Annotated in this window: 13 protein-coding genes and 1 pseudogene; 11 read left to right on the forward strand and 3 right to left on the reverse strand. The window is 71.3% G+C overall.

From position 1 onward, the window contains the following. Position 1: 1 nt before the first annotated feature. The gene (locus OG202_RS15695) at positions 2–784 is read right to left on the reverse strand and encodes an IclR family transcriptional regulator (RefSeq protein ID WP_326583069.1); all 783 of its coding nucleotides are present in this window, start codon (positions 782–784) and stop codon (positions 2–4) included. Between the two features lie 328 nt (positions 785–1,112). Here OG202_RS15695 and OG202_RS15700 point away from each other — a divergent pair, with 328 nt between their 5' ends. The 5 genes from OG202_RS15700 to OG202_RS15720 are packed head-to-tail and all read left to right on the forward strand — an operon-like array spanning position 1,113 to position 6,954. Further along, a complete protein-coding gene (locus OG202_RS15700; protein WP_328222941.1) occupies positions 1,113–2,099 on the forward strand; it encodes an amidohydrolase family protein in 987 nt (328 codons plus the stop codon). After that, on the forward strand, positions 2,092–3,696 hold the full coding sequence (locus OG202_RS15705; protein ID WP_328222942.1) for a bifunctional 3-(3-hydroxy-phenyl)propionate/3-hydroxycinnamic acid hydroxylase: 1,605 nt from the start codon (positions 2,092–2,094) through the stop codon (positions 3,694–3,696). Before OG202_RS15700 ends, OG202_RS15705 begins: the two co-directional genes overlap by 8 nt. Continuing rightward, on the forward strand, positions 3,693–4,985 hold the full coding sequence (locus OG202_RS15710) for an MFS transporter (protein ID WP_328222943.1): 1,293 nt from the start codon (positions 3,693–3,695) through the stop codon (positions 4,983–4,985). The genes OG202_RS15705 and OG202_RS15710 overlap by 4 nt, the downstream gene beginning before the upstream one ends. Then, entirely contained in the window at positions 4,982–6,094 is a 1,113-nt protein-coding gene (locus OG202_RS15715) for a maleylacetate reductase (protein WP_327729906.1), read from the forward strand. The genes OG202_RS15710 and OG202_RS15715 overlap by 4 nt, the downstream gene beginning before the upstream one ends. Then, complete coding sequence (locus tag OG202_RS15720) at positions 6,094–6,954, forward strand: dioxygenase family protein (RefSeq protein ID WP_326583064.1); 861 nt, start codon at positions 6,094–6,096, stop codon at positions 6,952–6,954. The genes OG202_RS15715 and OG202_RS15720 overlap by 1 nt, the downstream gene beginning before the upstream one ends. 439 nt (positions 6,955–7,393) lie before the next feature. Here the strand turns inward: OG202_RS15720 and OG202_RS15725 are convergent, their stop codons facing one another. Beyond that, entirely contained in the window at positions 7,394–7,846 is a 453-nt protein-coding gene (locus tag OG202_RS15725; RefSeq protein WP_327729905.1) for a DUF5707 domain-containing protein, read from the reverse strand. 313 nt (positions 7,847–8,159) lie between these two features. Here OG202_RS15725 and OG202_RS15730 point away from each other — a divergent pair, with 313 nt between their 5' ends. The 4 genes and pseudogenes from OG202_RS15730 to OG202_RS15745 all read left to right on the forward strand — a co-directional run. Then, on the forward strand, positions 8,160–10,556 hold the full coding sequence (locus tag OG202_RS15730) for a histidine kinase (protein ID WP_328222944.1): 2,397 nt from the start codon (positions 8,160–8,162) through the stop codon (positions 10,554–10,556). Next, positions 10,553–11,233, forward strand: coding sequence for a response regulator transcription factor (locus OG202_RS15735; RefSeq protein WP_319690030.1), 681 nt, complete (start codon positions 10,553–10,555; stop codon positions 11,231–11,233). Before OG202_RS15730 ends, OG202_RS15735 begins: the two co-directional genes overlap by 4 nt. Positions 11,234–11,304: 71 nt before the next feature. After that, positions 11,305–11,637 (forward strand): SCO4225 family membrane protein, encoded by a 333-nt coding sequence (locus tag OG202_RS15740; RefSeq protein ID WP_327729903.1) that lies wholly within the window; start codon positions 11,305–11,307, stop codon positions 11,635–11,637. Between the two features lie 39 nt (positions 11,638–11,676). Further along, positions 11,677–11,922: pseudogene (locus OG202_RS15745) on the forward strand (hypothetical protein); the annotation flags it as partial. A 25-nt stretch (positions 11,923–11,947) separates the two neighbouring features. Here the strand turns inward: OG202_RS15745 and OG202_RS15750 are convergent. Further along, positions 11,948–12,313, reverse strand: a complete 366-nt coding sequence (locus OG202_RS15750; protein ID WP_327729902.1) for a hypothetical protein — start codon at positions 12,311–12,313, stop codon at positions 11,948–11,950. Between the two features lie 210 nt (positions 12,314–12,523). Here OG202_RS15750 and OG202_RS15755 point away from each other — a divergent pair, with 210 nt between their 5' ends. Further along, positions 12,524–13,126, forward strand: coding sequence for a hypothetical protein (locus OG202_RS15755; RefSeq protein WP_327729901.1), 603 nt, complete (start codon positions 12,524–12,526; stop codon positions 13,124–13,126). 181 nt (positions 13,127–13,307) lie between these two features. After that, a complete protein-coding gene (locus OG202_RS15760) occupies positions 13,308–14,183 on the forward strand; it encodes a nuclease (protein WP_326583057.1) in 876 nt (291 codons plus the stop codon). Positions 14,184–14,189 lie beyond the last annotated feature (6 nt).

Genomic DNA, 14,189 nt, shown 5'->3' on the forward strand with positions numbered 1-14,189 from the left:
CCTACGACAGGTACCCCAGCTCGTGCGACGCCGCGGCCACGGCGTCGTGCAGCTCGCGGGTCACCTCGGCGAGGTGGTCCGGGGTGCCGAGGCTCTCGGGCAGGACGACGGAGACGGCGAGCGGCAGCGGGTCGTTCGCCGCGAAGACGGGCGCGGCGACCGAGATGATGCCCGGGATCACACCGCTGTGCGTCACGACGTGCCCCTCTTCGCGGACCTGTGCGCGGGTGGCCGCGAGGCGCTCGCTCGTCCACTCCGCCTCCTTGCCGCGGAGTTCTCCGCCCAGCACCTCGTCGGTGAGGCTCTCGGGCAGGTGGGCCAGGAAGACCTGGCCCACGGACGACGTGAGCAGGGGAAGAGTGGCGCCGACGCGCACCGTCAGGGGCAGCGGGCGCGTTCCGTACGCCCAGCTCACCACGATCGGGCCGCGGTCCCCCCACACGGCGAGGTTCACGGAGTGGCCCGTGCGGTCGCGCAGCCGCATCGCGTGGCCGCCCGCCACCGCCACCTCGTTGGTGCGACGCAGCGACTCGGCGCCCATGCGGCGCATCGCGGCACCGAAGTCATAGAGACCCGAAGCGGGATCCTGCGAGGTCAGCCCTATGCGGCCGAGGCTGACGAGGTAGCGGTGCACCTTGCTGGGCTGCATGCCGCTCGCCTGCGCGATCGCCGACAGACTCAGCGCTCCGCCGCCGTTCTCCAGCGCCAGCAGGACCCGCATCGCCATCTCGACGGACTGGATGCCCTGCCGCTCCCCGTTCTCCCTGGGGTCGGTCTCGGTCACGACGCAGCTCTCTTCCCGCAGGTGAATGACGGTGCTCAGCCTATCGACGCGACGAGCGCCGACCTCCGCACACGAACAGATCTTACATTCACTATTGCGGAACGCATTACGTTCTGGTGAACTGCGGGAGCGGTGGCACTCATCTCCCCGACTGCCCCCGTCACATCGGCGGCCCGTTTCGCAGCCGCCCGGAGCCGCTCACCCTTCGGCGCACACACCCGCGCACCTCTCTCCCTCCGGCCACTCACACCGAGCCGGGCATCGCCGCACCCCCGCATGCGGGACATCGACTGCAAAAGCGCACGAACCCCCCGAGGAGAACTCCGCAATGAAGCTGATCGGCCTCGAAGAGCACTTCGTGACCCCGGACCTGGTGGGCCACGGCGCGTCGACCGCGTCCATCGCCCAGCCCGCCGCCTGGGCCGAAGCCTCCCGCCGCCTCCTCGACCTCACCGAGGAACGCCTCGACGCCATGGACGCGGCCGGCCTGGACATGCAGGTCCTGTCGCTCAACTCCCCCGGACTCCAGGCGGAGAAGGACCCGGCCGCCGCCGTACGCCAGGCGACCACGGTCAACGACTTCCTCACCGGCGTCATCGCCGAGCACCCCGACCGTTTCTCCGGCTTCGCCGCGCTGCCGCTGCAGGACCCCGGGGCCGCGGCCGACGAGCTGGAGCGCGCGGTCACGCAGCTCGGCCTGCGCGGCGCCCTCGTCAACGCGCACACCCACGGCAGGTACCTGGACGACCCCGCCCTGCGCGTCGTCTGGGAGCGCGCCGAACACCTCGACGTACCGCTCTACCTGCACCCGGCGAACGGCGTCGACACCGCGCACGTGCTGTCCGGGCACCCCGAACTCGTCGGACCGATGTGGAGCTGGGGCGTCGACACCGCCACCCACGCCCTGCGCCTGATCTTCGGCGGCGTCTTCGACGACTTCCCGGGCGCCAAGCTGCTCCTCGGCCACATGGGAGAGGGGCTGCCGTACGTGATGTGGCGCATGGACTCCCGCTGGGAGTTCCACGCGCACCACGGCATCGAGCTCAAGCGGGGCCGTCCTTCGGAGTACATCCGGAACAACCTCTACCTCACGACCAGCGGCGTCTGCTCCCCCGCCCCGCTGCTCACCGCCCTGCTGTCGATGGGCGCCGACCACATCCTGTTCGGCACCGACTACCCCTTCGAGGACATCGGGACGGCCACGACGTTCCTGCGGGACGCCCCGATCAGCGACGCCGACCGGCTCAAGATCGGCCACCAGAACGCCGAGAAGCTGCTCGGCCTCGCCACCACACCCGCGTTCGCGGGTGTCTGAGCGGAAGGGCACGCACGTGTACGACGTCGCCGTCATCGGGTACGGGCCCGTGGGCATGGTCACCGCGGCGCTGCTCGGGCAGGCGGGCCACGACGTGGTCGTCCTGGAGCGCTACCCGACCCTCTACAACCTTCCGCGCGCCGCCATCTTCGACGACGAGACGATGCGGACCTTCGACCGCCTCGGTATCTCCGGCGATCTGCTGCCCACGCTGCACGTCCAACGGAACTACGAGTGGCGCAACGGCGCCGGCGAGCTGCTCATCGAGCACGACTTCGCCGCCGTCGGGAGCCAGGGCTGGGCGGAGTGGTACATGATGTACCAGCCCTACCTCGAGGACGCCCTGGACGGCCTGGTCCGCGGCCTCGGGAACGTCGAGATCCGGATGGACTCCCCGGTCACCGGCCTGCGGAGCACGCGGCACGGCGTGGGCGTCCAGGGCGTGGACATCCAGGGCGTGGACATCCAGGTCGAGGGAAGCGACACGGCCGTCTCGGCCCGGTACGTCGTGGCCTGCGACGGCGGCAACAGCTTCACCCGCGGATGGCTCGGCGTCGAGCAGGAGGACTACGGGTTCTCCGAGCCGTGGATGGTCTGCGACTTCCGTCTGACCGGTCCCTCGGACATTCCCAAGGCCCGTCAGGTGTGCGACCCGAAACAGCCGATATCGATCATCTCGCTGGGCCCCCGGCACCACCGGTTCAGCTTCATGCTCGACTCGACGGACTCCTTCCCCGTCGAGCGGGAGCCCGACCGGGTGTGGGCCCGGGTCGCCGACTACGTCGACCGCTCGCGGGCCGACCTCGTCCGCGTCGCCACGTACACCTTCCGCTCGCTCGTCGCGGAGCGCTGGCGCGACGGCCGGATCCTGCTCGCCGGGGACGCGGCCCACCAGATGCCGCCCTTCCTCGGGCAGGGCATGTGCTCGGGCATCCGCGACGCCCAGAACCTCGCCTTCAAGCTCGACGCCGTACTGCGGGGCGCCGACGACGCGCTCCTCGACACGTACCAGAGCGAACGCGAGCCGCATGTGCGGGCCATCATCGCCCAGGGCATCGAGCTCGGCCGCGTCCAGACCATGCGCGACCCGGTGGCCGCCGCCGAACGCGACGCCCGCCTGATCGCCCAGCGCGAGGCCGACGGGCGCCCGGAGAAGATGCGCTTCCCCGGCCTCGGCCCGGGACTGCGCGACGCGTCCCCGCAGGCGGGACACCTGATGCCGCACGGCCGGGTGGAATCGCACGGCACCGAGGGACTCTTCGACGAGGTCCTCGGCCGCGGCTTCGTCCTCCTCGTCGACGGCCGCGAGGGCGCCTCGCCCGACGCCTCGGCCATCGAGCCGGCCGCCGGGCTCGGCGTGGCCGTCCACCACCTCACCGACCGCCGCCTCACCACCGAGGGGATCACCGATGTCGGCGGCGTCTACGGACGCTGGTTCGACGAGACCGGCTCCGCCGCCGTTCTGTGGCGGCCCGACTTCTACATCCTCGGCACCGTGGACTCGCTGTCCGACGTCCCGGCGCTCCTGAACACACTTGCCACGGCAGTCCAGCCCGTACAGGCTCCTGCCATCGTCGGAGAAGGGATCCGGCCATGACCGCACCGTCCGTCATACGCCCCACCGTCCGCAGAGTGCCCGCGACCACGTTCATGCTGGTAGCGGCCTGGGTCGTCGCGTCACTGGAGGGTTACGACCTCGCCGTGTACGGCGTCACCGTGCCCGCGATCCTGGGCGACCCCTCGCTCGGCATCGACAAGGCCGAGGCCGGCACCATCGGCTCGCTCGTCGGCATCGGGATGCTGATCGGCGCGGCCCTCGCCGGGGCCCTCGTCCACCGCACCGGCCCGCGCCGGCTCCTGCTCGTCGGCACCACCGTCTTCTCGCTCGGCATGGCGGTCTGCACGTTCGCCGCCGGCGTCCCGTCCTTCGGGGCCGGGCGCCTGGTCGTCGGCCTCGGCCTCGGCGTCGTCCTGCCGACGATCAACGCATACGTCGCCGACCTCAGCGAACCGGGCCGCCGCAGCCGCAACGTCACCCTGATCATGAGTGGCTACGCGTTCGGCGCCCTGCTCTCCCCGCTGCTCGGCACCGCCCTGCTGCCCGACGTCTCGTACCGCTGGCTGTACGTGATCGGCGTGATCCCGGTGTTCCTGGCCATACCGCTGGTGCTCCGGCTCCCGGAGAGCCCGTTCCACCTCAGCCGTACGGGCCGGACGGCCGAGGCGAGGGTGGTGGAGGAGCGGCTCGGTCTCGCCCCGTCGGACGCCTCCCCGACGGCGGACCCCGGTCGCCGGCTCGGTATCGGCTCGCTGCTGACGGGCGGACTCGCGCTCTCGACCGTGCTGTTCTGGGCGATGTCCTTCTGCGGACTGCTTCTGGTCTTCGGCATCAGCACCTGGCTGCCCAGCATCATGCAGGCCGCGGGCTTCTCCCTCGGCTCGGCGCTGCTGCAGACGGCCGCCATGTGGCTGGGCGTCGGTGTCGGGGCCGTCGTCGGCGGCCGGGTCGCGGACGCGCTGGGCGCCAAGCGTGTGGTGGTCGTCGCGTTCCTGGTCGGCACGCTGAGCCTGGTCGCGATGAGCACCCGCCCGCCGACGCCGGTCATGTTCGTGCTCATGTTCATCAGCGGGTTCGGGTTCATCGGCTCGCAGATCCTCGGCAACGCGTTCATCGTGACGCGCTACCCGGACGCCCTGCGCGGCAACGGCCTCGCCTGGGCCCTGTCGATCGGCCGCTTCGGCGCGATCGCCGGCCCGACCCTGGGCGCGTTCGTCCTCAGCTCGGGCGCCGACGTCGAGTGGGCCTTCTACGCCTTCGCCGTACCGGCACTGATCGGGGCGTTCGCGGCGGGCGCGGTACCCCGGGTGCGAGCGGTCACGGCATGACGCGAGTCGCCTACGAGTCCTGGGGCCAGCGGGTCGTCTTCGGCTCGGGCACCGTACGGGAGGACGTGGCGGCCGAGGTCGCGGGACTCGGCGCGAGCCGGGTCCTGGTGATCGCGGCCGAGGGGGAACGCGCCCTGGCCGAGGACATCTGCAAGGACGTTCCCGTCGTGGCGACGTTCGGCGCCGTCAGACCGCACGTGCCGGCCGAGGTGGCGGGGGCCGTGCGGGCGGCAGCCCGTGAACACGCGGCCGACCTGCTGCTGAGCGTCGGCGGCGGCTCCACGACGGGCACCGCCAAGGCAGCCGCGCTCACCACCGGCCTGCCAATCCTCGCCGTCCCCACGACCTACGCCGGTTCCGAGGCAACCCCCGTCTGGGGCCTCACCGAGGACGGCCACAAGCGCACCGGCGTCGACCCGAAGGTGCTCCCCCGGATCGTCGTCTACGACGCGACGCTCATGCTGTCGCTGCCGACCCGCCTGTCAGTGACGTCGGGGCTCAACGCGCTCGCCCACTGCGTCGACGCGTGGTGGGCCCCCCGGCACAACCCGATCAGCTCCGCCCTGGCCGTCGAGGGCGTCCGCTCGCTGGCGTCCGCGCTGCCGCGCATCGTCGCCGACGGCCAGGACGTCGCGGCCCGCCGGGAGATCCTCTTCGGCACCTACCTCGGGGCGGTCGCCTTCGCGGGGGCCGGCTCCGGACTGCACCACAAGGTGTGCCACGTCCTCGGCGGCGCGTACGACCTCGAACACGCCGCCCTGCACTCGGTGGTCCTGCCGCACGTGGTCGGCCTCAACCTGGCCGCGGCACCCGAGGCGGCGCGGCATCTGGGAACGGCGCTCGACTCCCCCACGGATCCCTTCGGCGCACTGCTCGATCTCTGCACGAGCCTCGAACCCCCATGTTCGCTGAGCGAGTTGGGACTGCCCGAGGAGGAACTCGACCGGGCCTGCGACCTGGTCATGGCACAGGTACCGGACACCAACCCGCGGCGCGTGACCCGCGACGAGATGCGCGAGCTGCTGGCGCGCGCGTACCGCGGGGACACCCCGGTGACGGTCCCGGCGAGGGTCCCTCTCACCGCCCTGCACACGGAAGAGCGACCCTGATGACCGAGACGACTGAACGGGAACTGACCGACAAGGTCGTCGCGAGCTTCGGCACCGCGAAGGACGAACGGTTCCGCGAGGTCATGCAGGCCCTCGTACGGCACGCCCACGCCTTCGTGCGCGAGACCAGGCTCACCGACGACGAATGGACCGCCGCGATCGAGTTCCTCACCGCGGCCGGTCACATCACGACCGACACCCGCCAGGAGTTCGTCCTCCTCTCGGACGTCCTCGGCATCTCCATGCTCACCGTCGCGGTGAACGAACCAGGCCTCGACGAGTCGACGGAGTCCACGGTCCTCGGCCCGTTCTTCGTCCAGGACTCGCCCGGGATCGAGCTCGGCGGGGACATCGCGGGCGGCGCGACCGGTGAGCCCACGTGGGTCGAGGGCCGGGTCACGGACACCGACGGCAACCCCGTCCCCGGCGCCCGCGTCGAGGTGTGGGAGGCCGACGACGACGGCATGTACGACGTCCAGTACGACGACGCGATCCTCGCGGGGCGCGCGCACCTGTTCACCGATGCCGAAGGCCGCTACCGGTTCTGGGGGCTCACCCCCACGCCGTACCCGATCCCGGACGACGGTCCCGTCGGCCGGCTCCTCGACCACGCCGGCCGCTCACCGATGCGCGCACCGCATCTGCACTTCATGGTGACGGCACCCGGCTTCCGGCGTCTCATCACGCACATCTTCGTGGCGGACGACCCCTGCCTGGACGCCGACTCCGTCTTCGGCGTGAAGGAGTCACTCATCCGTCCCTTCGACCGTCACGAGGCCGGTACGCCGACGCCGGACAGCCGGGAGCCGGCGGGCCCGTGGACCTCGACGACCTTCGACATCGTCCTCAGGAAGGAGTGAAAGGAATGAAAGGAGTGAGCGGACAGGTGCGTTCGGGTACTTCGGGAGCGGGATCGTGCCCGCTGGGTCAGGTCCAGTCGAGGATCCGCCGCACTACGCCCGTGACTGCCCGTCTGGTCCACCCGAACAGCCCTGCCGCCACGGTCACATCGGCCCCCGCCACGGCCACGTCCGCCCGGGCCGACCCGGCGCGGCACCCGGGACAGGAACGGGGCCAACGGCGCTTTCGCACGCCGCACTTCTTGCATCTCGCCATGCCCGGACTCTCCTCGAAATTCGCTGTCTGATCAACCGTCAGCCAGGTGACTCGCGCGGGTGACCTGTGGCCATCGGTCCGGCCTCAGGATCGGCCTACAAGCAGGATCGGTCTGCCGGAAGCCGCGCTTCCGGCAGACCGCCCCACTGAACGACGGGGCGGCGCGCGCTTTCGACCGGCGTGTCAGCGTGTGAGGTCGAACGTGGCGGCGCGGGGCACGAACGTCGTGCCCCCGTCCTTGGCCGTCGCCAGTACCGAGACGTACCAGGTGCCCTTGGCCAGGTCGGCCGCCTCCTGCTTCGTGACCTTCAGCGTGTAGGTGCAGCGGGCGCTCTCGTCCGAGGTGCTCCGGCACTTGGCGCTCTCATCCGCCGAGCGAAGCTCCGCCGCGGTCGGGTCGAGCTTCGAACTCGCGGGCCAGGCAAGGACCTTGAGGCTCCGGATGCCCGAGTCGTCGCTCACGTCCACGGTGTAGGCGAACGAGCCCGCGCTGCCGTCGGACGGAGCCGTGTAGCGAGCCGAGCCGTGCTCCAGGGTCGGCTCCGTGGGGGCCGCGGCCAGGGCGAGGCCGCCGGCGGCCACTCCGCCGAGGGCGACGGCGCCGATGAGCGACGAGAAGAGAATGCGCTTGGACATGGGAGATCCCCCTGAATTCGTTGGAAAGTTGGGCCGGATACACGGAAGAGCGCGGAAGAGCGTGGAAGAACCGCTGGTGGAGCCGCTGGTGGAGCCGGTCTCGGAAGCGGTCGTAGAAACGGCCGTAGAAGCGGTGGCCGACCGCGTTCTCGATGTGATCGAGCCTAGGGCCGGGGGCATGGCGCCGTCCTCGCGCTGCAGGACGAGTGGCGCCTCGAACCACAGGTAGAGACTCTGCAACCCAGGTAAGAGGCCGGAATCCGCCTCCAGCCGGAGTCGGGCCGCTCACCTGCGGCCCTAGCCTTGATCCGCCATGAATCGAACCGACGACCGGCTGTTCCCGGTCCTGCTGATCTGCGCCCAGGCCGTGGTGTGGCCCGGGGCGCCGCTGGTACGCGGGGCCGTCCCGGCCCCCATGATGGCCTCCCTTCTCGTGGCGGCCCTGGTCGCCGGGGTGGTGACGGCCGCGCTCGCCCTGCGCCGTACCCGCCCGGTGGCCACCCTCGTCGTGGTCGCCGCCGCCTGCGCGCTGGGTGCCGGACCGCTGCCCGCCGGGGCGACGGCGGTGCTCGGGACCGCGGGTGTCGCGCTGGCTCTGTTCACCGTGGCGACCGAACGCGACGCCTTCACCGCCGTGCTGTGCGTGGTGGCGCTGGCCGTCTGGCAGCTCCTGCAGGGCATCAGCCTGCACGGGCTCAGCGACCGCGACGGGCTCGACCTCGTCCTGACGGCTCTGCTGTACGCCGCTGCGTGCGGCGCCGGCCTGCTCGTACGGCGAACTCGTCGCGCACGGCGAGCGGCCGAACACCTGCTGAAGCGGGCCGAGTCCGAGCGCCACCGGCTCCCGGCGGTCGAACGGCGCCGTATGGAACGGGAGTTGCACGACGTCAGCGCCCACCATCTGACGGCCGTGGTGGTCACGGCGGGAGCGGCCCTCGGGTTGCGCGACCGGCGCCCCGAACTGGCCGAGGAGGCACTGGAGTTCGCGGTCGAGACCGGCCGCGAGGTCACCCGCGCGCTCGGCGCGGTACGAGCGCCGGCGCCCTCCCGCGGGGATGTGCCGGCACCGGAGGAACGGCTGTTGGACCTGGTCGCCGGGTTCCGGCGCCTGGACCAGCAGGTGGACTGCGAGATCGACCCCTTGCCGGACGGCGCCGTCGCGGAGGCGGCGTACGGCATCGTGCGCGAGGCGCTGACCAACGTCGCACGGTATGCCCCCGGCGCGCATACGAGGGTGCTGTGCCGGTACGGCGACACGCGCACCGACGTCGTGGTCACCAGCACGACCCCAACGGCCGGTGCGGTGGCGCACGGCGCGGGACTCGGCGGCGGCCGCGGGCAGGGCTTCCTGCGCTCCCGGGCACGGGAGGCGGGCGGCACGGTGCACAGCGGCCCGACGGCGGAGGGCGGTTGGGAGGTACGGGCGGTACTGCCGGGCCGGACGGCCACGACGGTGGAACCGCCCGCGCCGAGGACCTACCGCGTGGCGCAGGTGGTGGCGGCGGCGGGCCTGGTCCTGCAGCCGCTGTTGCCCGTGCTGGTCATCCGGGCCGAGGAGACGTCGAGCGCGACGCGGGTATCCGCGGGTGTCTTCTTCGCCCTGCTGGCGGCGGGCCAGGCGGTGGCCCTGCTGTGGCTGCGGAGGGCTCCGCGGACGGCGTACGGGATGCTGCTGGGGCTGGCGCTGTTGTGGCCGGTGGCGATGGCGGTGGGGAACTACAGCGGCCCGGTCCTCCTCCCGCCCGCGCTGAGCCTGTTGGCCACGTGCGCGGCCCTCGCGAGGGAACCGAGCCGAACCGCAACGCCCCGAAAAGGGCGCGGAGTTGTATCGAAACGCGGCTCAGCCGCGAGGGGGGTCCCCCAGGAGCGGGAGAGCGACCAGCCCCCACCGGCCCGCAGTCGCGTCACGCTCCTTCTCCTCACGGTGCTGGTGCACGCCGCGGCCGCCACCACCGCGGTTCTGGACCGAGGTACGGCCGCTCCCCTCTGGACGGTCATCGCGGGAACCACGGTCGGCGCGACCCTCACAGTCACCGCGGCTCACCTGGCCGGACGCCGCCGCACCCGGCGCCGACAAGCCGACCGCCGTGCCCACGACGAACGCCTCGCCGCCTGGACCGAGGAGGCCGTCCGCGACGCCTGGACCGAGCGCCGCCGCATCGCCTCCGGCCTCGAAACCACGGTATTGGCCCGCACCGCCGACATGGTCACCGAGGCGGAGGCAGGCCGACTCGACGCGACAGCGACCCGTGCCCGCGAGGCCCTGGCCGCGATGCGCACCCTGCTCGACACCGTCCGGGAGGGCGAGACAGGGGCCGAACTACGGCCGCAGCCCACCCTCCAGGCGCTCGACCTGCTCGCCCACCAACTCCGGGCCACCGGCCGGGACATCGAGATACGGCTGACCGACCGCGTACCGGAACGACTGCCCACCGCCGTCGACCTGGCCGCCTACCGCGCCGCCGAGACGGTGCTCGCGGCCGGCGGCGAGGAGCCTGCGATGCTCGAACTCGACGTGAACAACGATACGTTGACGCTCACGGCCACGGGGGTGCCCCGCGCCGCCGACTCCGCCGTACGGGAGCGGCTGACCACGCGGGTCGCGGCGCTCGGCGGCACGGTGACCACCGGCCCGCAGGGGACGGTCCGCCTCCGGCTGCCACTCGCCGTCGCGCAGGACACCCCGGACAGCGAGGAGAGACACCGATGAGCCTCAACGTGCTGGTCGTCGACGACCAGGGCATCGTACGGGCGGGGTTCGCCGCCGTGATCGACGCCGAGGAGGACATGACGGTCGTCGGCGAGGCCGCCGACGGCGCCGCCGCGGTGCGGCTGGCCGAAGAGCTGGCTCCCGACGTCGTCGTCATGGACGTACGCATGCCCGAACTGGACGGCATCGCCGCCACCCGCATCATCACCGGACGGGAGAACGCGCCCCGCGTGCTCGTCCTGACCACCTTCGACCTCGACGCGTACGTCTTCGACGCGCTGCGCGCCGGCGCCTCGGGCTTCCTCCTCAAGGACGTACACCCCTCCCAACTACTGCAGGGCATCCGGGAGGTGGCGGCCGGCGAGAGCGTACTCGCCCCGTCCGCGACCCGCCGCCTCATCGGCCACTACGCGTCCGGACCCCCCGCCGCGGTCCCGGTCGGGAGCTCCCCCGAACTGGACAGCCTGACCGGCAGCCAGCGGGGCGTCCTCACGCTGGTCGCCGCCGGACTCACCAACACGGAGATCGCCGAGCAACTCGGCATCACCGTAGGCACCGTGAAGTCCCACGTGAACGCGCTGCTCCGCAAGCTCGGCCTGCGCGACCGCGTACAGGCGACGATCCTCGCGTACGACCTCGGCCTCGCCCGCCCGAACCCGCCCGGCACCCACCTCTGACCACCGCGACCGACCCCCGCGACGCAACCGACGCAACCGACGCAACCGACGCAACCAAGGAGTCCATCCCCATGACCGGTACAGAGACCGATACCGATACCGATACCGGCCGGTCCGTCCCCCGCCGACTGCGCGACCACGTCGGCGTCGTCGGCCTCGTGTACCTCGGCGTCTGTGCCGTCCTGCTCGTGTGGGCACTGGTGGTGACCATCGGCGACAGCACGGACGAGTCCATGGCAGGCGTCATCCCGCTCCTTGCCACCGCCCCCGCCAGCCTCGTGCTCCTCGTGTTGCCGGACAACATCGTCATGGCCATCATCGCCGTCGCTCTCGGGGCAGCGGTCAACGCCGCGATCATCGGCTGGTGCACCCGCGCACTGCGTCGCGGCGGCCGCCCGGACTAAGCGCGTGCAGGGCTCGTTCCCGGCCTGACGGCGGCGGAAGGGCACACGCTGTCCACACGCTCCGGGGCCACGCTCGAGGACACCATGGTCCGCGCCGGGCAGTCCTCGGAGAAGGCGGCGCTGATCTACCAGCACTCCGACGACGAGCGGCGAGAGGAGGTCGCCGCCGGGCTGGGCGCCCACGTACGGAAGGCGCGGGCCGCTGCAGGGAGAAAGAGCCCGACAGGCGTTCTGGCACGCACGCATCTGGCACGCATCTGGCACGCGACGAGTGATCACAGCTGATGTCGAGCGGCTCCAGCGAGCGGCCTCACCACTCACGCCACCTGTCCGTGATCTGGTACCGGCCGAGTCCATGGCGGGCGGCCAGTGCGACGACGTCGACGCCGCGTTCGGTGAGCGACTGGTCGATGAAGTCGCACAGTTGCTCGCGCTCGTCGGTTTCGTAGGCGCTTTCGCCGTGCGCTTCGTTCACAGCGTTCAGGGCCAGGACGACGCGCTCCACGGCGCCGAAGATCTGCGCGTCGTCTGCCTCAGCCAGCCCGCGAAGCTCGTTCTCGAAGGTGTCGAGGACGGCATCGGTCGCCGTGAGCAGTTCTTCGGGGAACAGACCCGCCATGCAGGCGCACTCAGGATCCAGGGTGCCGTCGGCAAGCTCCTCGGCTTCCTCAGCCATGCCGTGGCGCCAATTCGTCGTAGGTCTCTCAGCCATGGAGCGGGACCGTACAGCGTCAGTCTGACAGTGGGAGCGGCTGGCTGCCAGGACATGTGCGCGGGCGGGTCTCCCTTCAACGAGCGTGAACACTGCCGAATGGGACGGAAACCGAGACGGAGCCCCCGCATAACTCGGGTGACGGATGGCTGCGGTCGGCGCTAGCGTGCGGCGGTGATCAGCAATGAGGGAGTACGCCTGGGTGCGGAGGCCGCACGTCGCCTGGCACAGACAGGCCTCTACGAGTTCGATCCGGGGCTGACGGACGCCGAGTTCACGCGCATCGAGTGCGAGTACGGCTTCGAGTTCGCGGACGACCACCGAGCATTCCTTGCGGCCGGGCTCCCGGTCAACGTCCCTCCCGAGGACGGGCAGACCTGGTCCAGGCCCTGGCCGGAGTGGCGCGGCGGCGATTTGGACAGCTTGCGTCGACAGCTCGACTGGCCGGTCGAGGGTGTTCTGCTCGACGTTGAGCACAACGGGTTCTGGTACGAGGGCTGGGGTGAGCGTCCAGCCGACGGGACGGCGGCACTGGCTACGGCGCGGCATCATCTGGCGGAGGCGCCGGTGCTGGTGCCCGTGTATGCCCACCGATACCTGCCTGCGGGCCGGGGAAGCTCCGGGCATCCGGTGCTCTCGATGTGGCAGACCGACATCATCTACTACGGCCTGGACCTGGCCGACTACATGTATCAGGAGTTCGACGAGGCGCGGGGCGAGGTCGACGAGGGTTGGAGCCCGCGAGCGACGGCCCTCTTCTGGCGGGACCTTCTCTAGCCCATCTCTAGCCCGGGCATGCGGCGGGCGCCCTCAGCTTGGGATGTTCAACGTCTCCCTTCGCAGACGTTGAACCGCCAACAGGACCCCCGGGCGCCGCGGACGCATAGTGAGGAGTGGCCGTGCGGCGTCCGTCCGCGCATTTCTGGCCGCTACCAGGCGTCCGTGAGGAGGCCCCCTCATGCCGTACACACGCATCCAAGGCGAATTCCGGATCGTGGGGACGAGCCCCGACGGGGACACGGTCCGGTTCTACCCGGACGACCCGGCGGTGTGGGACACGATCCCCGGCCCGGTTCCCATTCAGATCCGCGGCCCCGGCGGAGCCAATCTGCGTCTGGAGGGCATCGATGCCCTGGAGACGCACTTCGATCCCCCCTTCGTCGGCGGGGGCGTGCTGCACCAGCCCAAGGCGCAGGCCGAAGGGGCGGCCGCCGAACTGCTGCGCCTCCTCGGGTTCGACCCCGTACAGCGCACTCCGAGCGGGAAGGTCAAGGCCCCCACCAACCCCGCCGCCGTCCGCGGATACGTCCTGACCCGCGGCGGTGACCCGCTCGGCCGCTGCATCGCCTTCACCGGGCCCGGAGCAGGGCCCGACGCCGATGCCGACGGCAACGTCTTCTTCACGCCGGCCATGCTGCACGAGACCGTCAACCACAAGCTGCTCGCCAAGGGCTTCGTCTACCCGACCTTCTACCGGTCCCTCTTCCCCGACCTGCGCAACGACATGACCGCGACCGTGCACAAGGCCCAGGCCAACGGCGAGGGTCTGTGGCCGCTCGACAAGACTCAGAAGCCCACGGTAGTCGTGGGCCCTCCGGAGGTCAGCAAGGACGTCATCCTGCCCAAGTTCTACCGGCGGCTCGGCGAGTACGTGCTGCTGAACGACGGAGACCCCGGCCTCGGCGGTTTCGTGGAGTTCCTGCGTCGCAAGGCCGACACGTTCACCATCCTTTCCACCGGGCACACCAGCACCGGCCTCGACCTCATCATCGAGGTCAACGACAGCAAGGTCCGCTGGACCCACGACATCGAGGACATCGTCTTCGACGACTGAGCCCGC

The sequence above is a fragment of the Streptomyces sp. NBC_00310 genome (genome assembly GCF_036208085.1).
In the GTDB taxonomy this organism is placed as follows: domain Bacteria; phylum Actinomycetota; class Actinomycetes; order Streptomycetales; family Streptomycetaceae; genus Streptomyces.